This is a genomic window from Campylobacter sp. VBCF_06 NA8 (assembly GCF_027737825.1).
Taxonomy (GTDB): domain Bacteria; phylum Campylobacterota; class Campylobacteria; order Campylobacterales; family Campylobacteraceae; genus Campylobacter_B.
On record NZ_JAOVUB010000003.1, the window covers coordinates 116,452 to 139,105 of the forward strand.

The 22,654-nt window shown below is 40.7% G+C and carries 30 protein-coding genes and 1 tRNA gene; 12 read left to right on the plus strand and 19 right to left on the minus strand.

All coding sequences use genetic code 11. The features are described from left to right. Positions 1–23 precede the first annotated feature (23 nt). Entirely contained in the window at positions 24–785 is a 762-nt protein-coding gene (locus tag OFO10_RS04870; protein WP_270866302.1) for a pyridoxine 5'-phosphate synthase, read from the minus strand. A 55-nt stretch (positions 786–840) separates the two neighbouring features. Here OFO10_RS04870 and OFO10_RS04875 point away from each other — a divergent pair, with 55 nt between their 5' ends. The 9 genes from OFO10_RS04875 (at position 841) to OFO10_RS04915 (ending at position 6,741) form a co-directional block, all read left to right on the plus strand. Further along, positions 841–1,854 carry a Ppx/GppA phosphatase family protein gene (locus OFO10_RS04875; RefSeq protein ID WP_270866303.1) on the plus strand — a complete coding sequence of 338 codons (1,014 nt, stop codon included), beginning with the start codon at positions 841–843 and terminating at the stop codon, positions 1,852–1,854. 94 nt (positions 1,855–1,948) lie between these two features. Beyond that, positions 1,949–2,293: a hypothetical protein gene (locus OFO10_RS04880; protein WP_270866304.1), complete on the plus strand. Its 345-nt coding sequence runs from the start codon at positions 1,949–1,951 to the stop codon at positions 2,291–2,293. Between the two features lie 132 nt (positions 2,294–2,425). Continuing rightward, positions 2,426–2,893 carry a hypothetical protein gene (locus tag OFO10_RS04885; RefSeq protein WP_270866305.1) on the plus strand — a complete coding sequence of 156 codons (468 nt, stop codon included), beginning with the start codon at positions 2,426–2,428 and terminating at the stop codon, positions 2,891–2,893. Further along, a complete protein-coding gene (locus OFO10_RS04890; protein ID WP_270866306.1) occupies positions 2,880–3,170 on the plus strand; it encodes a hypothetical protein in 291 nt (96 codons plus the stop codon). The genes OFO10_RS04885 and OFO10_RS04890 overlap by 14 nt, the downstream gene beginning before the upstream one ends. Positions 3,171–3,347: 177 nt before the next feature. Beyond that, positions 3,348–3,611: a co-chaperone GroES gene (gene groES, locus OFO10_RS04895; RefSeq protein ID WP_270858878.1), complete on the plus strand. Its 264-nt coding sequence runs from the start codon at positions 3,348–3,350 to the stop codon at positions 3,609–3,611. An 11-nt stretch (positions 3,612–3,622) separates the two neighbouring features. Next, positions 3,623–5,260 (plus strand): chaperonin GroEL, encoded by a 1,638-nt coding sequence (gene groL / locus OFO10_RS04900; RefSeq protein WP_270866307.1) that lies wholly within the window; start codon positions 3,623–3,625, stop codon positions 5,258–5,260. Positions 5,261–5,405: 145 nt separating this feature from the next. Continuing rightward, positions 5,406–5,732 carry a hypothetical protein gene (locus tag OFO10_RS04905; RefSeq protein WP_270858876.1) on the plus strand — a complete coding sequence of 109 codons (327 nt, stop codon included), beginning with the start codon at positions 5,406–5,408 and terminating at the stop codon, positions 5,730–5,732. A gap of 14 nt (positions 5,733–5,746) precedes the next feature. After that, positions 5,747–6,076, plus strand: a complete 330-nt coding sequence (locus OFO10_RS04910; protein WP_270866308.1) for a DUF4298 domain-containing protein — start codon at positions 5,747–5,749, stop codon at positions 6,074–6,076. A 2-nt stretch (positions 6,077–6,078) separates the two neighbouring features. Next, positions 6,079–6,741, plus strand: a complete 663-nt coding sequence (locus tag OFO10_RS04915) for a tetratricopeptide repeat protein (protein WP_270866309.1) — start codon at positions 6,079–6,081, stop codon at positions 6,739–6,741. A 48-nt stretch (positions 6,742–6,789) separates the two neighbouring features. Here the strand turns inward: OFO10_RS04915 and OFO10_RS04920 are convergent, their stop codons facing one another. The 14 genes from OFO10_RS04920 to murA form a co-directional block, all read right to left on the minus strand. Then, a complete protein-coding gene (locus OFO10_RS04920) occupies positions 6,790–7,596 on the minus strand; it encodes a M48 family metallopeptidase (RefSeq protein ID WP_270866310.1) in 807 nt (268 codons plus the stop codon). After that, positions 7,589–8,059, minus strand: coding sequence for a YbjQ family protein (locus OFO10_RS04925; RefSeq protein ID WP_270866311.1), 471 nt, complete (start codon positions 8,057–8,059; stop codon positions 7,589–7,591). The genes OFO10_RS04920 and OFO10_RS04925 overlap by 8 nt, the downstream gene beginning before the upstream one ends. A 3-nt stretch (positions 8,060–8,062) precedes the next feature. After that, the gene (locus tag OFO10_RS04930; protein ID WP_270858871.1) at positions 8,063–8,404 is read right to left on the minus strand and encodes a YbjQ family protein; all 342 of its coding nucleotides are present in this window, start codon (positions 8,402–8,404) and stop codon (positions 8,063–8,065) included. 54 nt (positions 8,405–8,458) lie between these two features. Next, positions 8,459–9,628 carry a pyridoxal phosphate-dependent aminotransferase gene (locus OFO10_RS04935; protein WP_270866312.1) on the minus strand — a complete coding sequence of 390 codons (1,170 nt, stop codon included), beginning with the start codon at positions 9,626–9,628 and terminating at the stop codon, positions 8,459–8,461. Next, the gene (locus OFO10_RS04940) at positions 9,625–10,098 is read right to left on the minus strand and encodes a hypothetical protein (RefSeq protein ID WP_270866313.1); all 474 of its coding nucleotides are present in this window, start codon (positions 10,096–10,098) and stop codon (positions 9,625–9,627) included. The genes OFO10_RS04935 and OFO10_RS04940 overlap by 4 nt, the downstream gene beginning before the upstream one ends. 11 nt (positions 10,099–10,109) lie before the next feature. Further along, positions 10,110–10,805 carry a serine O-acetyltransferase gene (gene cysE, locus OFO10_RS04945; protein ID WP_270858868.1) on the minus strand — a complete coding sequence of 232 codons (696 nt, stop codon included), beginning with the start codon at positions 10,803–10,805 and terminating at the stop codon, positions 10,110–10,112. 9 nt (positions 10,806–10,814) lie between these two features. Next, a complete protein-coding gene (gene speA, locus OFO10_RS04950) occupies positions 10,815–12,650 on the minus strand; it encodes a biosynthetic arginine decarboxylase (RefSeq protein ID WP_270858867.1) in 1,836 nt (611 codons plus the stop codon). Continuing rightward, positions 12,647–13,888 (minus strand): histidine--tRNA ligase, encoded by a 1,242-nt coding sequence (gene hisS / locus OFO10_RS04955; RefSeq protein ID WP_270866314.1) that lies wholly within the window; start codon positions 13,886–13,888, stop codon positions 12,647–12,649. The genes speA and hisS overlap by 4 nt, the downstream gene beginning before the upstream one ends. Next, positions 13,881–14,510: a dTMP kinase gene (tmk, locus tag OFO10_RS04960; protein ID WP_270866315.1), complete on the minus strand. Its 630-nt coding sequence runs from the start codon at positions 14,508–14,510 to the stop codon at positions 13,881–13,883. Before tmk ends, hisS begins: the two co-directional genes overlap by 8 nt. After that, positions 14,510–14,983: a pantetheine-phosphate adenylyltransferase gene (coaD, locus tag OFO10_RS04965; protein WP_270858864.1), complete on the minus strand. Its 474-nt coding sequence runs from the start codon at positions 14,981–14,983 to the stop codon at positions 14,510–14,512. The genes tmk and coaD overlap by 1 nt, the downstream gene beginning before the upstream one ends. After that, complete coding sequence (locus tag OFO10_RS04970) at positions 14,980–15,540, minus strand: UbiX family flavin prenyltransferase (RefSeq protein ID WP_270865034.1); 561 nt, start codon at positions 15,538–15,540, stop codon at positions 14,980–14,982. Before OFO10_RS04970 ends, coaD begins: the two co-directional genes overlap by 4 nt. Positions 15,541–15,571: 31 nt before the next feature. Then, positions 15,572–15,646, minus strand: a tRNA-Gly gene (locus OFO10_RS04975). A gap of 46 nt (positions 15,647–15,692) precedes the next feature. Continuing rightward, positions 15,693–16,871 (minus strand): molybdopterin molybdotransferase MoeA, encoded by a 1,179-nt coding sequence (locus tag OFO10_RS04980; RefSeq protein WP_270865035.1) that lies wholly within the window; start codon positions 16,869–16,871, stop codon positions 15,693–15,695. Continuing rightward, positions 16,868–18,136 carry a UDP-N-acetylglucosamine 1-carboxyvinyltransferase gene (gene murA, locus OFO10_RS04985; protein ID WP_270865036.1) on the minus strand — a complete coding sequence of 423 codons (1,269 nt, stop codon included), beginning with the start codon at positions 18,134–18,136 and terminating at the stop codon, positions 16,868–16,870. Before murA ends, OFO10_RS04980 begins: the two co-directional genes overlap by 4 nt. A 122-nt stretch (positions 18,137–18,258) precedes the next feature. On the opposite strand from murA, the gene OFO10_RS04990 reads away from it, so the two are divergent. Genes OFO10_RS04990 through OFO10_RS05000 form a run of 3 tightly spaced genes read left to right on the plus strand, consistent with a single transcriptional unit; the run spans position 18,259 to position 20,012 of the window. After that, a complete protein-coding gene (locus tag OFO10_RS04990; RefSeq protein WP_270865037.1) occupies positions 18,259–18,912 on the plus strand; it encodes an NlpC/P60 family protein in 654 nt (217 codons plus the stop codon). 20 nt (positions 18,913–18,932) lie between these two features. Continuing rightward, complete coding sequence (locus tag OFO10_RS04995) at positions 18,933–19,490, plus strand: rhomboid family intramembrane serine protease (RefSeq protein WP_270865038.1); 558 nt, start codon at positions 18,933–18,935, stop codon at positions 19,488–19,490. Positions 19,491–19,523: 33 nt separating this feature from the next. Continuing rightward, positions 19,524–20,012: a SixA phosphatase family protein gene (locus OFO10_RS05000; protein WP_270865039.1), complete on the plus strand. Its 489-nt coding sequence runs from the start codon at positions 19,524–19,526 to the stop codon at positions 20,010–20,012. Between the two features lie 87 nt (positions 20,013–20,099). On the opposite strand, the gene OFO10_RS05005 is transcribed toward OFO10_RS05000, so the two are convergent. The 4 genes from OFO10_RS05005 to OFO10_RS05020 all read right to left on the minus strand — a co-directional run bounded on the left by OFO10_RS05005 (position 20,100) and on the right by OFO10_RS05020 (position 22,623). Further along, complete coding sequence (locus tag OFO10_RS05005; RefSeq protein WP_270865040.1) at positions 20,100–20,585, minus strand: hypothetical protein; 486 nt, start codon at positions 20,583–20,585, stop codon at positions 20,100–20,102. A 96-nt stretch (positions 20,586–20,681) separates the two neighbouring features. Further along, positions 20,682–21,161: a hypothetical protein gene (locus OFO10_RS05010; RefSeq protein ID WP_270865041.1), complete on the minus strand. Its 480-nt coding sequence runs from the start codon at positions 21,159–21,161 to the stop codon at positions 20,682–20,684. A 519-nt stretch (positions 21,162–21,680) separates the two neighbouring features. Then, positions 21,681–22,409: an alpha/beta fold hydrolase gene (locus tag OFO10_RS05015; RefSeq protein WP_270866316.1), complete on the minus strand. Its 729-nt coding sequence runs from the start codon at positions 22,407–22,409 to the stop codon at positions 21,681–21,683. Further along, positions 22,402–22,623: a prevent-host-death protein gene (locus OFO10_RS05020; protein ID WP_442867875.1), complete on the minus strand. Its 222-nt coding sequence runs from the start codon at positions 22,621–22,623 to the stop codon at positions 22,402–22,404. The genes OFO10_RS05015 and OFO10_RS05020 overlap by 8 nt, the downstream gene beginning before the upstream one ends. Positions 22,624–22,654: the final 31 nt, after the last annotated feature.

Here is a 22,654-nt window from a genome sequence, read left to right on the forward strand (position 1 = left end):
GCCAAATTTCACGCTAAATTCCGCTATTTTATCACCTCTTTCATCTCTTTTATCGCATTTTCAAGCCCTACGAAAATCGCGCGCGAAATGATACTTTGACCGATATTTACGAGCGAAATTTCGCTGTTTTTCACCAGCGCAGAGACATTTTGGTAGTTCAGACCCCCACCAGCAGTTACATTCATACCCAGCCCCTTGGCATACGCGCTCATGTGGCGAAGCTTGGAGATTTCATCTTTTAACATCGATTTTAGCGTATCCAGCGGGAGATTATATGCCTTTATCGCATGTGGCGTAAAAGCCAAATTTGACCTAATCGTCGCAAACAGCACAGAGTATGTGCCGGTGCGAAGCTCGATCGAGCGGACATTAAAATCATTTGCCATGTCGATTACTTCGCGCACAGGCTCGATAAACAGCCCCACGCGCACGCCTGAGTGTTGCAAAAACTCGATATCGCTCGCAATTTGCTCAGAGTGCAGATTTAGCCCACAATCCTCGCCAGAGTGTGGCACTAGCGTGATACGATATGGCTTAGCCTTGACCAAAATCTCCAAAAGCTCGCTCCCGCCGCTACACTCGACATTTACAGGCACCTTTGAGTGGCGCACGATATCGGCTATATCATCTTCGTTGATATGGCGTCGATCCTCGTGCAAATGAAGTGTGATTTGATTTGCACCCGCGCTGATTGCGGTGTATGCCGCCATTAAGATATCAGGGTCGTTCATCGCCCTTGCCTCGCGCAGAACCGCGACATGATCGATATTTACTCCAAGTAGCATTTTAACTCCTAAGAAAATTTTCGCTATTATAACCAAAAAAGGTAAGGAGAAATTTATGGTTTTAGGCTTTGATTTGGGCTCGAATACACTGCGCGCATGCGTGATGAAGCCAGCCAAAACAGGCTTTGAGATAGTTAAATCTAGCGAGCGCATAGTCGGCTCGGCTAGGGGATTGGTGGCAAACAAACCTTTGCAAAATGACGCCAAAGAGCGCATTTGGCGGGCTTTGGGCGAAATTTTAGAAGAACTTTCGGATTTGATTTATGAGCGAAATTTAGAGATTTTGGATAATTGTGCTAAAAATTTAGAGAGCAGGAATACCTGCGCGCGAAATTTTAAAAACGCTAAATTTAGCCTACCTTACGCCGCTGTGGCGACGGAAGCCTTTCGAGTCGCCAGCGATAGCGTAGAATTTTTCGAAAAACTTTACAAAGAATTTTGCGTAAAATTTAGCATAATAGACGGCGAAACAGAGACAAATTTGACCAGGCTTGGTATCGAAAACAGACTTCAAATTTTAGGTATCAAAGCGCAAAATGCCGTCAGTATCGACCTTGGCGGAGCTAGCACAGAGATAAGCAGTGCCGAATTTGGACAAAGTTTTAAATTTGGCATTGTGAGATTTTGCAACGAAAATCCTGGAATTTTACAAAATTTTAATTACGCCAAATTTAGTCAAATCGCAAACGAGCAGACAAGAAGCGCAAGGGAGTTTTTGCGCAGTTTAGGCGCAGGAAAAATCGTGCTCACAAGCGGTGTGCCAACCACGATAAGCGCCCTTAAATTGGGGGTTTGCGCCAAAGATTACGACGCAGACAAAATCAATGGAAGCGTTTTGAGATTTAGCGATTTTGCTGGGGCAATAGGGCAAATTTTGAAATTCTCAAAGCGCGAAGCCGATGAGGCAATGGGCGAAAATAGGGCGGAGGTTATCGTGGCTGGGGCGCTACTTTTAGAGGCGATTTTGAGCGATTTTAGCGGTAGTGGCGCAGATTTTATCGTCGTTGATGATGGATTACGAGAGGGCGTGTGTATAAATTTAATGCAAAATTTGGCGATTAAGAATTAAATTTTAAATCCAAAAATAGTATCATACCCAAATTTTATCAAGGAGAAAAAATGGTAAGAGAGCAAATTTTAGAAGATATTACAAAAGATAATAAATGAAAACAAATTTTAGAGAATTAACACTTTTAACAACTATGTTTATTGCTGGTATTTTAGTTTGCTGGATAGGACTTTTAATAAAACAACAAAATAGAAATTTAGAAAATCCTTGCTATTATGAATATATTAAAAATTTACGATACGACCAAAATTATAGTGGCAGGTTTGCATATTGTGCTAATATACAAATAGATAGAATATCGGATGCCAAATCTTGGATAAAATATTATTTCAAACATTTGCCAAAAGAAGCAAATTTTACTTCCCAAGAACAAATAGTTGTAGATAAAGTAAAAAAAATTATAAACGATGAATTTCTGGAAAATACGGAACAACAATGAGTTCTTTTGTTTTTGTAGTTACTTATCTTTTACAAAAAAACATATTAGAGATAATTTTAAAAATTTTAGAATTCATTATTTTTTGCAAAATTATTTATTTTATGTTGCCAATTAAACACAAAGACAAATGATATGTTTAGTTCAATTATAGACCATTTAATATTTATTTTTGCAACTTCAACCACACTTATGAAATTTTCCATAAGTAAATGGATTGCAACATTATTGATTTGCGGTAGAATACTTTACTGGCTAGTGCCTTTAACAGTCTATAATTATAAAAGAAACGAATTAATGAAAAGCAAACTTTTATTTATGTATTTTGGAATATTCATTTGGTTGATTTATCTTTGCATATACGACACAGATGACTGGTTAATTTATCCTTGTATTGCTACCATTATTTCGTTGATAACGATAAGTTATTTGGCGTTTAAATCAGAAAAAATATCAGTAAAAATTGAACGACAACCACAACCCAAAAAGCCAAAAAAACAAAAAACGCAAAAGCCTAAATTTGATAAAAGCAAAAATTCGCTAAATTTTACAAATGTAAAATTAAAAAATAAAAAAGGCGATAGTAGTAATGAAACAAAATAAATTCATCAATATATTCATCGCCGTAATTTTTGGATTTTCTGCTACGCTAAACGCTTCAATACTCCCAAATTTCCAAATTCTACAATCAAATTTAAATTCGGTCAGTATCGAAAATCCACGCTGTATTTCAAAATCAAACTATAACCGAGAAGCCACAAACCAAACTACACAAAGTATAAAAGCAAAAGATTATGAAGCCATCATCTCAGCTACCGTGCAAAACGAATACGCCGAGATTGGCTCAAATTCGGCGCTAGTGTCGATGGCAAACGCCTAAGCGAAGCGGTAAAATCGGCTTTAAACTAAAATTTAAAATTCGCAATTTAGGCTAAAATTTAAGCAAAATTTTAGCCTAAAACTATTGACAAAAAATCAAATTTTGCATATAATCTAGCACTCAAAGATACAGAGTGACAACTTTTAGAAAATCAAAACTAATTTAGAAAGGACGAAAATGAATTTTCAACCACTTGGAAAACGCGTTTTAATCGAGCGCGAGGAAGAGACCAAAACCACAGCTAGCGGTATCATTATCCCAGATAACGCTTCAAAAGAGAAGCCATCAACTGGCAAAATCGTGGCTGTCGGCACAGAGTGTGATAGCGTAAAACTTGGCGATGTTGTAGCGTTCGCAAAATACGCTGGCGCGGATATCACAATAGATGATAAGAAATATCTTATCTTAAATTTAGAAGATGTTTTAGGAATACTTAAATAAAAGGAATCAAAATGGCAAAAGAAATTTTTTTCTCAGACGAAGCTAGAAACAAACTTTACTCAGGCGTAAAAAAACTAAACGACGCAGTTAAGGTCACAATGGGACCAAGAGGTAGAAATGTGCTTATCCAAAAAAGCTTTGGCGCACCCGCTATCACAAAAGACGGCGTAAGCGTAGCAAAAGAGATCGAGCTTAAAGACACTCTTGAAAATATGGGCGCAAGCTTGGTTAGAGAGGTAGCAAGCAAAACAAACGACGAGGCAGGTGATGGCACAACTACTGCGACCGTGCTAGCTCACGCGATTTTCAAAGAGGGCTTACGCAATGTAACAGCTGGCGCAAATCCTATCGAAGTAAAACGCGGTATGGATAAATTTAGCGCAGCCGTAATCGAAGAGCTAAAAAAATCTGCAAAAGCAGTAAGTGGCAAAAAAGAGATCGCCCAAGTCGCTACAATCTCAGCTAACAACGATGAGAGCGTGGGTGATTTGATTTCTGAGGCTATGGAAAAGGTCGGCAAAGACGGCGTAATCACAGTCGAAGAAGCAAAATCAATCAACGACGAGCTAAATGTGGTCGAGGGTATGCAGTTTGACAGAGGCTATCTAAGCCCATATTTCATCACAAACCCTGAAAAAATGCTAGTAGAGCTTAGCTCACCGCTAATTTTACTTTTCGATAAAAAAATTACAAATTTAAAAGATTTGCTTCCGGTTTTAGAGCAAGTGCAAAAAACAGGCAAACCACTTCTAATCATCGCAGAGGATATCGAGGGCGAAGCTCTTGCGACTTTGGTCGTAAATAAACTTCGTGGTGTGTTAAACATTTCAGCTGTAAAAGCCCCTGGATTTGGCGATAGAAGAAAGGCAATGCTAGAAGATATCGCTATCCTTACAGGCGGAACAGTCGTAAGCGAAGAGCTAGGCAGAACGCTAGAAAGCGCAAATATGGCTGATCTTGGTCAGGCTGAGCGTATCGTAATCGACAAAGACAACACTACAATCGTAAATGGCGTAGGCGAAAAAAGTGCAATCGACGCTAGAATTGCACAAATCAAAGCTCAAATTTTAGAGACAACAAGCGATTATGATAAAGAAAAATTGCAAGAACGCCTTGCAAAACTAAGCGGTGGCGTAGCCGTAATCAAAGTAGGCGCAGCAACCGAAACAGAGATGAAAGAGAAAAAAGATCGCGTCGATGACGCGCTAAATGCGACAAAAGCAGCTGTCGAGGAAGGTATCGTAATCGGCGGCGGCGCTGCGCTAATCAAAGCTAGCAAAAATGTCAGTCTAGATCTAAGTGGCGATCAAAAAATCGGCGCAGATATCGTCAAACGCGCACTTTACGCTCCACTTCGCCAAATCGTAGAAAACGCAGGATATGACGCAGGCGTAATCGCAAATGCAGTCGAAAACGCAAACGATGAGGCGCAAGGCTTCAACGCTGCAAGTGGCGAATTTACAAATATGTATAGCGCTGGAATCATCGATCCGCTAAAAGTAGAGCGCGTAGCTTTGCAAAATGCGGTTTCAGTCGCTAGCATGCTACTAACCACAGAAGCGACAGTCAGCGAAATCAAAGAGGACAAACCAGCTCTTCCTCCAATGCCAGATATGGGTGGCATGGGCGGTATGGGCGGTATGATGTAAGCTTGCCTAGCGCAAATTTAAGAGGCAAATTTAAGAGGGGCAATTCCCTCTTAAATTTGCAAAAATTTATTCTATTTCTCGCTATAATCTTATTAAATTTTTAATTCTTTTTTTGTAAAATCAAGGCTTTTTAAAAGGAGAAAATATGAGAAGTCAAATTTTAAATTCCTTTGTTATTTTTGCCGTTTGTTTAGGGTTAGCAGGGTGTGTCCAAAACAAGCCAAAACCGCGCGTGGAGCCATATCCGATAGTCAAAGACAGCTCCAAACAACCGCCTAAAAAAACAAAAAGAATTAAGAAAAAACAAAACGCCTCTAAACAAGATAGCACGAAAAAACCTATCGCGCAAAATTCAGAGAAGCGTTGGGTTGTGGATATCGACTCTCTAAAAAGAGAAGAACCGCCAGCTACGGAAAAAAAGCCAAAGGTGGATAATGGCACTCCTCGCAAATACACTGTCCCGGTAGAGTAAATTTAGGCTAAGCGATGAAACGAGTTGAGCGAGTAGAGCAGATGAGCGAGATTTTAGTAAAAGTGCAAAAGTGCCTAGACGCATTTGAACTTGCCCTTGACGAGTATAAAAATTCGCAAAAACTTATCAAAAAACTTAGCAGATATTATTCTAGTAAATTTTGGCTAAGTGATTACGAGGCCGATGAGAGCGGTAAAATACCGCGAGAAATAGGTGAAGGGAAAAGCCTTCGTGCGATCAATCGCGGTGCGCTAAGCGAGGATGGAATTTACAACGCTATTTGGCTAAACAAACGCCTAGCGCGCGATATGAAAAAATTATCAAATTTGATTTGTAAGGAATAAAAATGAACAAAAAATATGTTTTTATCTTGGTTTTACTAGCGCTCTGCGCTGTGGGAGCGCTTTTAGGCGTGGCTAAAAAAGATGAGCTTAAATGCTACGCAAAAGATGCTCAAAGCTGCCTAAATGTCGGTATGAAATACTTCGAAAACAGCCACGACCCAGTAGCGCAAAAGTATTTCAAAAAATCTTGTGATTTAAAAAGCGCGTATGCGTGCTACAATCTAGGCGTTATGTTTGACAACGGCTTTGGCGTGGCTAAAATGGAGCCAGAGGCGATTAGGTATTATACCAAGGCCTGCGATAGTGGCTACGCCCCAGCATGTGTAAATTTAAGCTACATTTACTACGACAGCTCAGTTTATAGCAACACAACCCAAGCTATCGAATTAGCCAAAAAAGCCTGCGATTTAGGCGAGGGAAGTGGGTGCTATAATCTAGGGTTTTATTATCTAAAAGGCAACGCATACCGCCAAAACATACCAGAGGCCATAGCTAGCTACGAAAAAGCCTGCGATCTAAACTACTCCCCAGCGTGCGGACTAATCGGAAATATGTTTGCCAAAGGCGAGTATTTGCAACAAAACAATCAAAAAGCCATAGCTTTTCACCAAAAAGCCTGCTCTCTTGGCAACGAAAAAAGCTGCGCGCTCTTTAAAAAGCAATAAATTTATCTAAATTTCAATGGCGTTAAATTTGCAAATTTAACGCCAAATTTATCTTTTAAATTTCACTACTTCGCTTAAATTTTCATTGAGTTTGATTGTATTTTGCATGCCGAAATTTGATGATTTTATCGCGTCAATGCGCTTTTGCAAAAGCGGGTGCGATTCAAAAAGATTGATAAAGGTATCGCTATCACCAAGCTTTTTTGCGCTAGCGAAAAACTCATCTGCACCGCCAATGTGCCCATAAGCGCAGTTTAAAATCCTAAGCGCCTCGCTATCGGCGGCGGCTTCTTGCGAGCGCGAATATTTGCCAGCAATCGCTCCGCCTAAAATTTGGCTTAGTCTCTCATCGCTAAAACCGAACAAAATCGCCATTACAGCGCCATTTCCTAGACCTTTTATGTGATCTCGGTGCTTAAAATGCGCTAATTCATGCGCTAAAACAAAGGCTAGCCCATTTTCGCTTTTAATATGCGAAAAAAGCCCAGTATTGACCGTGAGTGCGCCATTTAGAGCTGCGCTTGCGTTTGGGATTTTGCTTTCGTTTATCACGATAAAATATTCGTTTTTGACCTTGGCGCATGAATTTAGCCGTGAGGTTAGGGTGCGGATTTGCTCGGCGAGCCTCTCGTGTTTTGGCTCGATTGCACGCTCGCTTTCACTGGCTTTGAAAATTTTATACTCTTTGCCCTCTGGGATAAATTTCACAGCCACGCCCACGAAAATATTTAGCGCGAAAAACGCGCACGCGATAACTGCGACAAGCCCCACGCCAAGGGCTAGGAAATTTATAGCATGATTTTCTTTGGAATAATTTTGTTCGCCCTCGTTTTGCGAGGGAATAAATTTAGCCATTGAAATTCGCCTGTTTTGGCTCTTTGGCATAATAAATCGCCGTAGCGTAAGCTAGGATTTCCACGCTTCCGACATTTTTCGTGGTTTGATTTATCGAGCTTGTTTCTATGCGTAAATTTATAATCTCGTCCGCACCCAAGGCCTTTTCTTTTAGCCTAATCACAGCCTCGCGTCTAGCGCGGTCTAGCAGGCTTTCATACGGCACGACATCGCCACCGAAAAAATTTATCACGCTAGCGTAAATTCGCTTGAAATAATCAATACTTATAACCACATTTCCGCTTACAAATCTCACTCTTTCGATTTTGTCCGAATTTAGCAATGGGTGTTTTGAGTTTGTGGTGGGTATGTGTAAAAACAGAGCCTCTTTTTTGCGAATTCTAGCGAAATGGCGCACCTCAGCTTGCTTGCCAAAGATATATCCAACCCCAAGCAAAATGAGAAATATTATAATATCGCTCATAGCTTACCTTGCCAAAACTGCCGTGCCATAGACATAAATTTCACTCGCACCAGCCGCAACCGAACTAGTGGAAAATCGCAAATTTACAATCGCATTTGCACCCATGGCTCTGGCCTGCGCGCACATACGCTCGATTGCTTGTTCGCGCGATTCTTCGAGTAGCTCGGTGTATCCTACTAGCTCGCCACCTACGATATTTTTCAGGCTCGCCATGATATCGCGTCCGAAGTGTTTGGCTCTGACTGTGCTTCCACTCACCACGCCGAAAACCTGCTCGATCTCACGCCCCGGGATTGTCTCTGTATTCACCAAAGTCATCATAAGTGAATTTTTAAAATTTGCCATATTTTCTCCCAAATTTTACAAAATTTGCGAAATTTTAAATTTCGCAAATTTAGCTTATTTATAGTTTTTCACAAATTCTGCTATGCGCGCGATTCCCTCTTTTATCTCGTCCATTGAGCAAGCATAACTAATCCTAAAATGCTCGTCCATACCAAATCCCACGCCCGGCACGGTCGCTACAAGTGCCTCATCTAGCAGTTTTGTGCAAAATTTCATGCTATCTTTTTCTACTTTGGCGCAGTTGATAAATAGATAAAACGCACCGTCAGGTTTGACTACGCTAAGACCCTCTATCGCATTTATAGCATCTACGGCGTAATCACGGCGTTTTTGATACTCTTTATTCATCATAGCGATATATTCATCAGCCTTGCCTTCTAGCACAGCCACGGCACCTGCTTGGACTATGCTTGAAATATTGCTCGTGCTTTGGCTTTGAAGTTTTTTCATAGCTTTGTTTAGCTCGTCGTTCGCACACGCTGTATAGCCAAATCTCCACCCAGGCATTGCGCCACATTTGCTAAGGCCATTTACGGTGATAGTGCGATTAAACATATCCTCGCTGATACTTGCACAAGCGACAAATTCTTTATCAAAAATGATTTTTTCGTAAATTTCATCTGCGATTACGGCGATATCTGTGCCTTTTAGCACCTCGGCAATCGCTACTAACTCATCTTTGCTATACACAGCTCCTGCTGGATTTGACGGAGAGCAAAGGCTAAGCGCTTTCGTGCGTGGCGTGATAGCTGCTTTTAATTCATCTGCTGTGATTTTGTATTTATTTTCTGGTTTTGTGTCGATTATGACAGGTTTGCCACCGCAAAATTTAACAATCTCAGGATATGTTACCCAAAATGGCGCTGGCACGATAACCTCATCGCCATCATCTATCAAACATGAAAAAATATTAAAAAGCGAGTGTTTAGCCCCTACATTTGTGATGATTTGGCTAGGTTTGTAATCCAGGCCATTATCTCGTTTTAGTTTTAGTGCGACTGCGTTTAAAATTTCAGCTGTGCCTGGGATTGGTGTGTATTTGCCACAGCCCTTAGCCATAGCCTCTATCACGGCATCTTTCGCCGCCTCGGCAGTATCGAAATCAGGCTCGCCTGCGCTAAAAATAATCACATCTTTTCCGCTAGCTTTAAGCTCTTTTGCGCGTGTGCTAATGGCGATTGTTAGGCTTTCGCTTAGTCTGTTTATGCGTGAAGCAAGTTTCATTTTTTCTCCTTTTGGTGTGTTTTTAAACAATCATAAATCATCTCTTTGACGCTGAAAGTTTCGTCTTTGCCTTCATAGTTTGCGGTATTATAAATATCGCTTATCTTGCAATCATCTTCACCGCACTCTAATTTATAGATTATTTTTTGACTCTCTGGCGTCCAGCCTTTGCAAATTTGCTCTACCTCTACATCTCCAAATTTTGAAATTTCAAATTTATATTCTGGGTTATCGCAAACATCTTGCCCAGAGATTGTAGGAGCATAATCTAGACAACCAATCTCTCCGTTTGCGAATTCCTCATCTTTCAAAAATGCGATTTTTAAAGAATTTGTGCAAATTTCGCCACAAATTTTATCAAAATTTTCTTGATTTTGATATATTTTTTTAACTGTTTCTATTTTAAGATTATCAAATTCCCCAGCGTTTAACGCACCGCAAATTCCAAGCAAAATCAAAATTTTTCTCATTATTCCCCCTGTTATTTGAGTGATTTTAGATAGTTTTCATACTCTTGGTTGATCTCTTTTTCTTTGTCGCAGAGATTTTTATCGCCATTTTGTATGCAATCTTCTAAAATTTCAATTCGTTTGATTAGATATTTCATCAGCTCTTTGTTGATATCTGGGAGTTTGTTATGCGCTAGCGGATCGCTATCGCACTCGCCTAAAATCCTAGCTGGCACGCCCACGGCTGTGGAGTTTGCGGGGACATCTTTTATCACGACAGAATTTGCGCCGATTTTAGAGTGCGCTCCGATTGTGATATTGCCTAAAATTTTCGCCCCAGCTCCTACGACTACGCCATTTTCTAGGGTAGGGTGTCGTTTGCCCTTTTCCAAGCTAACGCCACCTAGGGTTACATTTTGATAAATCAAACAATTATCGCCGACAATCGCCGTCTCGCCGATGACCAAACCAGCCGCATGGTCGAAAAATACGCCGCTGCCGATTTTCGCCCCTGGGTTGATATCCACAGCAGTGATTAAGCGCGTAATGCCAGAGATTATGCGCGCGATAAGGCGGAATTTGCGCTCATAAAACCAGTGCGCGAAACGATAATTGATCAGCGCCCACACACCTGGATAGCAAAAAATCACCTCAAATACGCTATTGCACGCCGGATCTTGGCGAGATGGCTCGGTAAAATCGTGTTTTATAGTTTGCCAAAAAGTCATAATCCTGCCTTATTGGATAGTTTTTAAATAGCTATTATCATTTAGGAACAAATACAGCTCGCCTAGGACATGCTTTTTCTCTTTTTCTGAAAGCAGTGGCGAGTTTGCGATTCGTTCATTTAGGCTCTCTCTGATATCGACTACATCATAATCCATATCATCTAAGATATCAATGACAGATTGCGACTCGATAAAATCCGTAATCTCAAATCCGCCGTCTTTTAAAATTACGGTTGCCTCATTTGGGTGAGCGAAGAGGTTGTGATTCATACCAAGCACCTCTTGATACGCCCCGACTAAGAAAAATCCGAGGAAATACTCTTCCTCTTCTGGGTCGATATCGTGCAAAAACAAAGGATTATGCTCTTTATCAAATGTAATCTCGCCGTCGCTATCGCAGGTGATATCCCACAGCGTCGCAGAAAGCGTAGCGCGCTCGTCGAGGTGTTCGAGTGGCATGACTGGGAAATGCTGTTTAATGCCCCAAAAATCAGGTAAGGATTGGAAAAGCGAGAAATTTACCAAATACCGCTCTTGCGCATTTCCTAGCGAATTTAAGAAATTTCCATACTCTTGCTTATTTCCCAAAAGCGCATAAGCCTTGCGCACGACTAGATGCACCAAAATTTCGCCATTTGAGCGATCTGTGAGATCCACATAGCCCAAATCAAAGAGCGTCAGCACGCTCTCCATGTGCGCCATAGCGTCATGCAGGTATTCTAGGGCGTTTGAGGGCTTTAACGAAGTATAAAGATCGTAAAGCTCGGCAATGACTGGCGGATTTTCCTTTTTCAAAGCCAGTTTGGCCTCTGTATATTCTTGGGTAAAAAGCTCCAAAACAGGCGCGACCAGCACAGCGTGGCTAGCTGCGACATAACGGCCACTTTCTATGAAAATATTTGGCTCGACCTCGTTTTTATCCTGCGCGATTGATTTTAAAAGGAAAACGACATCGTTTGCGTATTCTTTGAGGGTGTAATTTCTGCTGAAATTTTCCTTCACTTGCGAATATTCTATCGCCAAACCACCGCCTAAATTTATCGAATTTAGATTTTTCGCGCCCATTTTGCGAAGTTCAGCATAGATGTTTCCAGCCTCGACTAACGCCTTTTTGAGCGGGTGAATTTCGGTGATTTGCGAACCGATATGGAAATGAATCATCGTAAATTGCTCGATTAGATTATTTTTTTTGAGCAAATTTACAGCCTCAATTAACTCGGTCGAAGTAAGGCCAAATTTGGAGTTTATTCCGCCACTTTTGACCCAAATTCCGCTACCTGAATTATGAAGTCGTATGCGAAGCCCGATAAATGGCTTTGGCGCAAAGCGCTCTTTGGCGGTTTCGATTATGGTTTTTAGCTCGTTTAGACCCTCGATTGTAAGCGTGATATTGTGTCCCATCTCAGCGGCGATAAAGCCGATATTGATAAGCTCTTTGTCCTTAAAGCCATTTACGGTGATTGGCGCGTTGTCGTTGTTATACGCCATGGCTAAAAGCAGTTCTGGCTTAGATCCAGCCTCCAAGCCATACCCGTAAGGCTTGCCGATTTCGACCAAATTTTTCACAAATCCCGGGAATTGATTTACTTTGAGCGGATAGACGGCGTTGAATTTGCCCTTGTAGTCAAATTCTTTTATCGCGCGGTTGAAATTCGAGTAAATTTCGACAATTTGTTTTTTGATAAGGTGCGGAAAACGAAGCAAAATAGGGCCTCTAATGCCATCAGCCCTGATTTCTTTAACCATATCGACAAGTGGTTGTTTGAAGTCAGAATTCACGCACAACTTGCCAGAATCAATGACAAAATTTGAATTTCCCCAAATATTTAGTCCATAATCGTTCATACTCTATCCTTAAAAAAGTCTTCGATTTCGTTAAATTTAACCATGTCTTGGCTTTTATCCTCTAAATTTTTGCACCATACGCTAGCGTTTTTAAACTCATCTTCGCCGATACATAGGCAAAATTTAGCCATTTTTGAATCTGCGCTTTTTAGGTGTTTTTGTAAATTTTTTGGCTCGTATGCGATATGAGTTTTGGTGATTGCGCGCAGTTTTTGTCCGATAGCAAACGCACAAGGCACGATTGCCTCGTCCATTGCGCCGATGTAAATTCCATTGCGAGAGCTAGGAGCTTCTTTTAATTTTAAAATTTCGATTAGCCTTTCAATTCCTATCGCAAAACCCACGCCAAATGTGCTTTTGCCACCCAAAAACTCTACTAGTCTATCGTATCTGCCACCACCGCCAACAGCGCTTTGTGCGCCAAGCTCACTGCTGACGAACTCAAATGCAGTTTTGCAGTAATAATCAAGCCCTCTAACCAATCGTTTGTCGATTTCGAAATTTAGCCCATTTGCAAGCAAAATTTCTTGCAATTTTTCAAATTCGCCTTTGCACTCATCGCTTAGATTATCGGTGATTAGTGGAGCGTTTGAAAGCTCGCTTTGGCAGGCTTCGTTTTTGCAATCAAGCACACGGATTGGGTTTGTGATAATGCGCCTTTTGCAATCCTCGCAAAGCCTATCCTCGCGCTCATTTAAAAATTTGATTAGTTTGTTTTTATACTCTGGCATACACGAGCTATCGCCTAGGGAGTTTAGTTTGAGCGTAGTTTTCACGCCTAGTTTGCGCAAAATTTCGGCTAGTAACAAAATCACGCTCGCGTCCTCATACACGCTTCCCTCGCCAAAACACTCTACGCCAAATTGGTGAAATTCGCGTAGTCTGCCTCGTTGCGGGCGCTCGTAGCGAAACATCGAGCCGGTGTAGTAAAATTTGCGCACGCCACCAGCCTTGTCAAATTTATTCTCGATAAATGAGCGAACGACCCCAGCCGTGCCCTCTGGGCGCAAGCAGACGCTATCGCCACTTTTGTCATCAAACTCATACATTTCTTTGCCGACTATATCGCTACTCTCGCCCACGCTTCGGCGAAATAGGGCGGTTTGTTCTAGTTTTGGGGTTTCAATTAGCTCAAATCCATAATTTCTTGCGCTTTGTTCGCATACACTTACAATTTTTGCAAAAAGTTCGGCCTCTGGGCCCATTAGGTCGTTCATACCACGCAGTGCTTTAATCATCTATAAATTCCTTTATTTTTTTTGTTATTTTATCAATATCATCGTTTGCATTTACGATTAAAAAATTTAATTTTAGCTTTTGTAAGGTAAATTTTATCTTTTCTTGCACTCTAAGCAGATACTCCGCGCCACGAAGCTCGATTTTATCGTATCCCGCGCGAGTATTTAGCCTAGCTATCAAATCATCTTTACTAATCTCAAAAAATACAAATTTACCATAAATTTCACCACCAAGCGCGATTTTATTTAGCATTACAAGCTCGTCAAATTTAGCGTTTTCATCGTTGGCTAGGGCGTAGGCGATACCTGAGATGAAACTTCTATCACTTAGGATTAGATTGTGCGAATTTGGCAAAACAACCTTCTCGTGGTGCTCAGCGCGATCAGATAAAAACAAAAACATCTCAGCAGTTTTTGAGATACTTCCGCAAATTTGACCTAAATTTATGTGGTTGTCGCCGTTAAATTTGAAATTTTCGTTTAAAATTATACTACGCAAAATTTCGCCAAACCTCGTAGCGCCCGGTTCTTTGGTAACTATCGCGCCAGGATAAATTTCAGCTAGGCGCGATATTTGCGTGCTTTTGCCAACTCCGTCAATTCCCTCAAAGGCTACAAACATCAATTTTCCTTTTTAAGCAGTGGCAAAATTTGCTTTGGCACAAACTGCGAAACATCGCCGTCGTGGCGCAGTATCGTGCGAACCATAGAGCTCGAAATAAAGGCGTTTTTCAGGCTTGGCATCAAAAACACACTCTCAAATTTATCCCATAGCGATGTGTTTGTGTAGCTAAGCTGTAATTCGTATTCGAAATCGCTCACCGCGCGCAGTCCCCTAATACAAAAATTCGTGCCATGGGATTTGGCGAAATCGACTAGCAGGTTCGAAAACGGCTCGACTTTGACATTTTTTAGATCGCTAAGGGCAAGCCTTGTCATCTCTAAGCGCTTTTCTAGCGAAAAACAAGGGCTTTTGCTCTCGCTAAGTGCGATTGCGACGACGACCTCGTCAAAAAGCCCAAGGGCGCGTTTGATTACATCTAAATGACCATTTGTGATAGGATCAAAAGTCCCAGGATAGATACATTTTCTCATTTTTGCCACCTTTTAAAGAGATTGTTTGCCACGCCCATAGCGTCGCACCATTTGCCGATTATGAAATTTTGCATATCTTCTAAATTCTTCGCACCGCTGTATCCGCCGATAATGGGCGGAGCGATGATGACGCCGAGATTTGCTAACTCGCTCATTGAACGAAGCGAAATAGGCGAAAAGGGCATTTCGCGCACGCCAAGGATTAGTTTTTTGCGCTCTTTTAGCGCGACGGCTGCTGCGCGAGTGCTAAGAGTATCGGCGATACCTGCGTGAATTTTCGCTAGTGAATTGATAGAGCAGGGGGCAAAAATCGTAGCGTCTATACCAAACGAACCAGACGCCACACTCGCGCCAATATCGCTATCATCGAAGAATTTCACAGCTTGATTTTCGCTAATGAAATTTGCAAAATTTATATTATTTTCGGATTTTAAGACGATTTTTGCATTTTCGCTTATGATTGCGTAAATTTCGTTTGGTGTGGTCGATAAAAATTTGATTAAATTTAACCCAATTTCGCAAAAACTAGCACCGCTTACACAAACTAGGATTTTCATAAGCAAACTTTTTGATTTGGATTTAAAAAAGTGGAGCGGGAAACGAGAGTCGAACTCGCGACATCAACCATGGCAAGGTTGCGCTCTACCACTGAGCTATTCCCGCACGAAGTAAAAAAGAACTTGGATTTTAGCAAAAAATTTTTCATTTGTCAATACTTTCTAAAAAATCTAAGCATTATAGGGCTATCATCGCCAATATCGCTTAGTGCAATAGAGTTAAATTTCAATAAAGGCATTATCATAAACGAGCCGAATTTATCGCATTTTGCCTCAAATTTGCCACCTGCAAAATCGCCGAAAATTACATTTTCTCGTTTTGGATTGCATTTTATTTGCTCTTCCAAAAAAGCTTCAAAGCCTTCACTCATACAATCAAATTTTCCGCCTAAATAGCGCAAAATAGGGAGCATAAAAAGTAGCGATACAATGTAGGCTGCCATTGGATTTCCAGGTAGGACGAAAAAGAACTTCTCACCTTTTTTAAAGCATTTTGTAGGCTTTCCGCCGGGTTTTAAATTTATCCCGTTTAGGATATTTTCAAATCCAAGCCCGGTTAAGACCTTTTCCATAAAATCAGCCTCCCCGACGCTAGCTCCGCCACTTGTGATAACCACATCGTAACTTTCATAAGCTTTCTTCAAAGTATCCAAAACCACATTATAATCATCTTTTATAATGCCCAAATTTTCGCACTCAAAGCCATTTTGCAAAAGCAAAGCGCAAATTCCTGCCGAGTTCGCATCATAAATGCTAAAATCATCCGCCCTCTCGCCAATTCTCAAAAGCTCGTCTCCGCTCGAAAATAGGGCGATTTTTGGCCTTGCAAACACTTCAATCTCGCCCACGCCTTGGCTAGCTAAAAGCATAATCTCAGGCGGGGTTAGGGCTTTGCCTTTTTTTATTAGCACTTCGCCCACGCTAAATTCTTCGCCCGCTTTTCTATGTCCGTCGCCAAATTTAGGATTTTTTGGCATTTGTAGTTTTTCACCCACAAACTGGGCGTCTTCTAGGCGGATTACGGAATTTGCGCCCTTTGGGAAGGGTGCGCCTGTCATTATTTTTTGCGCTTGATTAGCTTTGATTTCATAAATTTGCTTAGCCCCTGCAAAAATAACAGGCTCTACGATTTCTAAACTCTCTCCCTCAAATTTGGCATTATAAGCATATCCGTCAAGCGCAGAATTATCAAAAAGCGGCGAATTTCGCAAAGCTTTAAAATCCATAGCCAAAATTCGCCCTAATGCAAAATTTAAGCTAACAAACTCACTTTTTAAATTTAAATCAATGCTAGAAATTACCGAATTTATCGCTTCATTTAGGCTTTTCACTCTTCAAGCCTTTTTATTTTTGCGCCAAGTTTTGCGAATTTTTCCTCTAATTTCTCATATCCGCGGTCTAGGTGATATATGCGATGCACGCGCGTAGTGCCACTTGCTGCAAGAGCCGCTAAAACAAGAGCCGAGCTAGCGCGCAAATCTGTCGCCATGACATCAGCGCCTGCGAGTTTGCCACCCTTGATTGTAGCGATATTGCCGTTTAGTTTGATATCTGCGCCCATGCGGTTTAGTTCGCTCACATGCATAAAGCGGTTTTCAAACAGCCTTTCCTCGACCGTGCTAGTGCCCTGCGCGACGCAGGTTAGCGCCATAAACTGCGCTTGCATGTCGGTCGGAAAGCCCGGATATTCGGTAGTGATGATTTTGGTTGCTTTGATTTCGTCTGTTGGCAAAATGGTGATTTTAGAGTCGTTGCCGCTTCCTAAAATTTCAAATTTAAATCCCATATCCTCAAATTTCGCTAACACAGCGCCCAAATGCGCAGGATTTACGCTTGTAACGCTGATTTTAGAATTTGTTATCGCCCCGGCGCATAGATATGTCCCAGCCTCGATACGATCGGGGATTACGGTGATTTCGTTGATATTTAAAAGTTCGCCCGCTGTGCCTGTGATTTTAAGCTCGTCAGTGCCGATTCCTTCGATTTTTACGCCAGCACTAGCTAGGGCTTCGCACACAGCCACGACCTCTGGTTCTTTGGCGGCATTTATTATGCAAGTCTCCCCGCTAGCAAGCGCAGCCGCCATTACGACATTTTCGGTGCCTGTAACGGTGATTTTATCAAACGAAATATTCGCACCCTTTAATGCGCCCTCGCACACGACATAGCCTTCTTCGATTTTGACCTGCGCGCCCATTTTTTCGACTGCCCTTAGGTGCAAATCAATCGGCCTTGCCCCTATCGCGCATCCGCCTGGCATGCTAACTTCTGCCTTGCCAAAACGCGCTAGCAATGGACCAAGAACTAAAATCGAAGCGCGCATTTTGCGCACGATGTCATAAACTGCCTTAGTTGAGTTTATCCCTCTTGGATCAATTACGGCGGTGTGAGCGTCTAGATACTCGCATTTTGCGCCTAAATTTGCCAAAAGCTGGATTAGGGTTTTGATATCTGAAACATCTGGTAAATTTTTAATTGTAACTGAGTTTTTGGATAGTATAATTAGCGCGATTAGCGGTAGTGCCGCGTTTTTGGCGCCTGAGATTTTTATTTCGCCACTAAGCTTAGCTTCGCCTTTGATTTGTAAATAGTGCATTTTCTCTCCATTTTGATTGCAAAAATTTCGCCGTGATTATACATAAATTTGCTTTAAAATTACTATTTTATTACATTTGGTTGCTAAAATGAAAACACATTTTGTATTTTTTAAGGTAGTTTATGAAAAAAATTTTTGCTTTATTTTTAGGGGCGTTTTTGATGAGTGGCTGCTCGTGGCTAGCTCCGTTTTCATCGCCTGCAAACCCCACTACGCAAGCAGACTATGAGGTTTATGAGGATAACTCTGGCTCATCACAAATCCCAGGAAATACCTACAACACAACACTCATTTCATGGGTCGATAAATACACCGGAACTAGGGTAGGCGGGGATTGTAGCGGGTTTATCACAGCGCTAAATTCTAAAAACAAAGAGATTTTTTTCAACTCAAAAGAGCTACCTAAATACTTCACAAACGGCAGAAAATCACAAGCGATTTATAATTATTACAAAAAACGCGACCTAATCGCGCACAAAAACCCGCGAGTAGGGGATTTAATATTTTTCCAAAACACCCTTCAATCAAATAAAAAACGCATAAACAACGAAATCAGCCATATCGGCGTGATCCGCGAAATTTACGCAGATGGCAGGATAAAATTCGTGCATAATTCGCGCGGTAGAAACAAGGTCGATTTTGTAAATTTAAACAAAAAAAATACTCACAAAAACGGCAAAAAAATCGAAAATAGCTATATCGTGCGCTGCGGAAGCAACAAGATTTCTTGCCTAGCTTCAAATCGCTTCGCAGGATATGGTCGCGTAAAACAATAAATTTTAGGAAATTTATGCAAATGGCAAATTTCGGACAGGTCGGCAAGGTCACGCTAGCTATCATCATCGCAAACTGCGTGCTTTTTGTCCTAGCGAATTTAATCCCAAATTTGGGCGCGTATTTGGGGCTAAATTTGCTATTTTTTGACGGATTTTTTTGGCAAATTTTATCATCATTTTTCATGCACGCTGGAATTGCGCATTTGGCGATGAATATGGCTGTGTTGTATCAATTCGGTTCTATTTTAGAGCGATTTTTCGGTAGCGTTAAATTTACGATTTTGTATTTTGGGCTTGGAATTTTTACAAATTTAATCTGCCTGATTTACATTTTTTGCGCTTACAAATTTATGGGACAAAATATAAATTTAATCGGCGCGAGTGGCGTAATCTGCGCGCTTTTGGGCGTGATTTTGTGCTATGAGAGGCAAAATTTAAAAAGCGTTTTGGCTATGGTTGCGCTTATTAGCTTTGCTCCGCTTTTGCTAGCTTCAAATGTGGCGTGGTATGCGCATTTGATAGGGTTTGGGGCAGGGTTTGGATTCGGCAAGATACAGCAAAAATTTAAAATTTTGTAAAATTTTGCGTAAAATTATACGAAAAGGAAATTTATGAAACAAATTTATTTTATCAGACACGCCAAAGCCGAGGCTTTCGCACAGACAGATTTCGAGCGCAAACTAAGCCAAAAGGGCGAAGATGACGCAGGCAGGCTAGGGGAGCTTTTGGCAAAAGAGGGGATAGCGCCTGATATCATCATCACTAGCCCTGCCAAACGCGCACTAAAAACCGCCAAAATCATAGCCAAAAATATTGGCGCCAAAGATATTTTAAAAGAAAAAAAAGAGCTTTACGACATCAGCACGCGAGAGCTAGCGGAGTTTGTGCGCATGCTCGATGAAAAATACAAAGTAGTTTTCATAGTAGGCCACAACCCCACAATCGGCGCAGTGTGCGAGTATTTCAGCAACTCAGTAATCGAAAAATTCCCAACTTGTGCGATTTTCGGATTAGAATTTGAAGCGGAAAATTTCGCTGAGATTAGCGAGCATAGCGGGAAAGTTTTGCTTTTTGATTATCCAAATTTGCATTTACAATAGATTTTGCAAGGGAAATTTTAAAGTATTTTGCAAAATTTAAACGCCAAAACGGCGTTTAAATTTATAAATTTTATCTCGCAACGCAGATTATTCCGCTGCGCCGAGCGTTCGCTCTCTTTTGTCGATACTTATCTGTCCGGCGTAGAGATTGCGGTATTGCGCGTGCAGGTTGTATCCGTCGAAATCGTCGTCCTTATAGACGGCCTTGTAAAGATCGATCGCCTTTTTTATCCTGAAATGTAGGCTGTCGCGCGGATACTTGACATCTTTGCTATACATTTTGTTGAAAATATAATTCAGCAAGATAAACGCCTCTTTTCGCGTTAAATTTTGCTTGTTTTTGAAAAACTCTTTTTCGTCGAAAATCAGCACGAAACCATAGTTAGAATCGGTGTTTGTTTCGGTTTCGTTATAGTCAAATTTGACATAAATTTTCTCTTTGATTTGCACGAATTTCATTTCGTTGAAATCGAATTGAAAATAGTTCGGAACACCCCTGAAATTCGAACGCCCACCAAATTGCTTTAAATATAAATTTTTATTATCGCCGATTATTACAACATCGAAAAGCATATCAAACCTTTATCATATATATAATTCATAATTTTAATAAATTTGGGTAAAAACTCGGTAAATTTGTAAGCCAAATTTCACAATTTTCAATGAAATTTAAACGAAATTTTGCGCCAAATTTTCGCGATGATCGATACTCAAACACCCCACAAACACATTGCGATACTGCGCGTGCATATTGAATTTATGGTCTTTTTCTTTGGTGAAATTATAAATTTTGTTTAAAAACTCAATCGTTTTTTTTATTTTTGCGTGCAGGCTGTCGCGCGGGTATTTTACATTTTTGTCATAAATTTTATCAAAAAGATAGCTTAGCATATAAAAAATCTCTTTTTTAGAAAGGTGAGTTTTGTTGTTTATAAAAAATTTATTGTCCTCGAAAACGAGGTAAAATCCGTAGTCCAAATCAGATTTGCAACCTGTGGATTTGATAGAAAGTTTGTTGTTTAGCTTGACAAAAGACATCGCAGAAAAGTCGAATTTCAGGTAGTGCGGGACGCCGTTTAGGTTCGAGCGACCAAACCGCTTTAAATATAAATTTTTCGTATCGCCAATTAAACTGATATCAAAAAGCATGTCAAACCTTTCTCATCTGATTGGTCTAGGCATTATAGCGCAATAAATTTAATATAAAATTAGAAGCATGATTACATTTTAGGTTTATGTATTTTTAAATTTTATTTTTAGTATTGAAAACTGCAATTTTCATTTTTACTTTTATATCCAATCCTACTATTTTAAAGTTCATCTTTTTCAATAATTACTTGTAAAATCATAGTTCGTATCCTCTCGATTTCACTTTTGCGAATATCATTTCGTAGATAAATTTTAGTAAATTTTAAATTTTTTTTAAATTTCTCTGGATTGCTTCGTCGCCTTGCTCCTCGCAATGACACGGATTATAGCGTTTGGTTTTTTAACTCGTAGATTGCCACGCTCGATACACTCGCTCGCAATGACAAATCAGGGGAAATTTTCCGCTGTCGTTCGCTCGCAATGACAATGGAAAGCGTAAAATTTCAAATTTAAATCCACTTTGCCATGCGAGCAATGCTCGCTCGCAATGACAAACAATGAGAAATAACTAAATTTGGATTATTTAAATTCAGTCGTGATTGTATCTGCGATGAATTTCGCGTGTTTTATGAAAAAAAAGTGATCCCCATCAAGCGGGTAAAATTTGCTATTTTTGATGAGCGAGTGGATTTTCTCTCCGCTACTTAGAGCAGTGGCTGTATCGCTAATACCCCAAAAAATCAGCGTTTTTTCTGGTTTAATCTCGGCAAAAATCGGCTCGAAATCCTCGCGAATCACATTTTTTAGCGTCCCAAACATCTCTTCGCTCATACCAGAAGCGTCTTTGCTGGCAAAAAATCGCCAAAATTTCGCAAGCCCAATATATTTTAGGCACTTAAAAACCGCGATTTTCGCCCTCACCTTCAAAGGCTTTGGCTCGATTATCCCAGCCGAGCTTAGCAAAATCAGCCTTTTTGGCGCAAGCAGAGTGGCGACCTTGCCACCAAAACTATGCCCCATAATGGCCTCTGGTGCGCCTCCAAGCGCAGTGATAAACTCTCTTATTATCCCGGCATAATCCTCGCTTGTAAGCGCGAATTTTGGTTGCGAGCTAGCGCCAAATCCGGGCAAATCCACGAAAACTAGCCTATAATTTGGGAAAAATTTCGCCTCGAAAACCCTCTGCATAAGCTCTTTTTTCGCGCCCCAGCCGTGCAAAACCAAAATATACGGCTCGACGCTTAAATTTTCGATTTCGTAGCTGATTTTGTATTCATTGCCACCAAATTTTATGGTTTTACTAGCCATCTTGACCCTTTTTACCATAAATCGCTTTGAGTAGCTCGACTGCCTTTTCTAGGCGCTCGTATTCGCTCATGCTAAGCATTACAGCCTCAAATTTATTATTTTTGACAATCATAGCCTTTTTAATCTCTTGGCTATTTAGTTTTTTTAAAATTGAGCTAAAATTTCTCGCCATTTCCGTCGCTGTGTAAATTTCGTCTTTATTTAACATAAACAATCCTTATGTAAAATTTTACGCAAAATTTAGC

What these genes read in the sequence shown, in the direction of transcription:
- OFO10_RS04870 (WP_270866302.1), bottom strand. Translation starts at nt 785, where the DNA reads ATGCTACTTGGAGTAAATATCGATCATGTCGCGGTTCTGCGCGAGGCA.
- OFO10_RS04875 (WP_270866303.1), top strand. Translation starts at nt 841, where the DNA reads ATGGTTTTAGGCTTTGATTTGGGCTCGAATACACTGCGCGCATGCGTG.
- OFO10_RS04880 (WP_270866304.1), top strand. Translation starts at nt 1,949, where the DNA reads ATGAAAACAAATTTTAGAGAATTAACACTTTTAACAACTATGTTTATT.
- OFO10_RS04885 (WP_270866305.1), top strand. Translation starts at nt 2,426, where the DNA reads ATGTTTAGTTCAATTATAGACCATTTAATATTTATTTTTGCAACTTCA.
- OFO10_RS04890 (WP_270866306.1), top strand. Translation starts at nt 2,880, where the DNA reads ATGAAACAAAATAAATTCATCAATATATTCATCGCCGTAATTTTTGGA.
- groES (WP_270858878.1), top strand. Translation starts at nt 3,348, where the DNA reads ATGAATTTTCAACCACTTGGAAAACGCGTTTTAATCGAGCGCGAGGAA.
- groL (WP_270866307.1), top strand. Translation starts at nt 3,623, where the DNA reads ATGGCAAAAGAAATTTTTTTCTCAGACGAAGCTAGAAACAAACTTTAC.
- OFO10_RS04905 (WP_270858876.1), top strand. Translation starts at nt 5,406, where the DNA reads ATGAGAAGTCAAATTTTAAATTCCTTTGTTATTTTTGCCGTTTGTTTA.
- OFO10_RS04910 (WP_270866308.1), top strand. Translation starts at nt 5,747, where the DNA reads ATGAAACGAGTTGAGCGAGTAGAGCAGATGAGCGAGATTTTAGTAAAA.
- OFO10_RS04915 (WP_270866309.1), top strand. Translation starts at nt 6,079, where the DNA reads ATGAACAAAAAATATGTTTTTATCTTGGTTTTACTAGCGCTCTGCGCT.
- OFO10_RS04920 (WP_270866310.1), bottom strand. Translation starts at nt 7,596, where the DNA reads ATGGCTAAATTTATTCCCTCGCAAAACGAGGGCGAACAAAATTATTCC.
- OFO10_RS04925 (WP_270866311.1), bottom strand. Translation starts at nt 8,059, where the DNA reads ATGAGCGATATTATAATATTTCTCATTTTGCTTGGGGTTGGATATATC.
- OFO10_RS04930 (WP_270858871.1), bottom strand. Translation starts at nt 8,404, where the DNA reads ATGGCAAATTTTAAAAATTCACTTATGATGACTTTGGTGAATACAGAG.
- OFO10_RS04935 (WP_270866312.1), bottom strand. Translation starts at nt 9,628, where the DNA reads ATGAAACTTGCTTCACGCATAAACAGACTAAGCGAAAGCCTAACAATC.
- OFO10_RS04940 (WP_270866313.1), bottom strand. Translation starts at nt 10,098, where the DNA reads ATGAGAAAAATTTTGATTTTGCTTGGAATTTGCGGTGCGTTAAACGCT.
- cysE (WP_270858868.1), bottom strand. Translation starts at nt 10,805, where the DNA reads ATGACTTTTTGGCAAACTATAAAACACGATTTTACCGAGCCATCTCGC.
- speA (WP_270858867.1), bottom strand. Translation starts at nt 12,650, where the DNA reads ATGAACGATTATGGACTAAATATTTGGGGAAATTCAAATTTTGTCATT.
- hisS (WP_270866314.1), bottom strand. Translation starts at nt 13,888, where the DNA reads ATGATTAAAGCACTGCGTGGTATGAACGACCTAATGGGCCCAGAGGCC.
- tmk (WP_270866315.1), bottom strand. Translation starts at nt 14,510, where the DNA reads ATGTTTGTAGCCTTTGAGGGAATTGACGGAGTTGGCAAAAGCACGCAA.
- coaD (WP_270858864.1), bottom strand. Translation starts at nt 14,983, where the DNA reads ATGAGAAAATGTATCTATCCTGGGACTTTTGATCCTATCACAAATGGT.
- OFO10_RS04970 (WP_270865034.1), bottom strand. Translation starts at nt 15,540, where the DNA reads ATGAAAATCCTAGTTTGTGTAAGCGGTGCTAGTTTTTGCGAAATTGGG.
- murA (WP_270865036.1), bottom strand. Translation starts at nt 18,136, where the DNA reads ATGCACTATTTACAAATCAAAGGCGAAGCTAAGCTTAGTGGCGAAATA.
- OFO10_RS04990 (WP_270865037.1), top strand. Translation starts at nt 18,259, where the DNA reads ATGAAAAAAATTTTTGCTTTATTTTTAGGGGCGTTTTTGATGAGTGGC.
- OFO10_RS04995 (WP_270865038.1), top strand. Translation starts at nt 18,933, where the DNA reads ATGGCAAATTTCGGACAGGTCGGCAAGGTCACGCTAGCTATCATCATC.
- OFO10_RS05000 (WP_270865039.1), top strand. Translation starts at nt 19,524, where the DNA reads ATGAAACAAATTTATTTTATCAGACACGCCAAAGCCGAGGCTTTCGCA.
- OFO10_RS05005 (WP_270865040.1), bottom strand. Translation starts at nt 20,585, where the DNA reads ATGCTTTTCGATGTTGTAATAATCGGCGATAATAAAAATTTATATTTA.
- OFO10_RS05010 (WP_270865041.1), bottom strand. Translation starts at nt 21,161, where the DNA reads ATGCTTTTTGATATCAGTTTAATTGGCGATACGAAAAATTTATATTTA.
- OFO10_RS05015 (WP_270866316.1), bottom strand. Translation starts at nt 22,409, where the DNA reads ATGGCTAGTAAAACCATAAAATTTGGTGGCAATGAATACAAAATCAGC.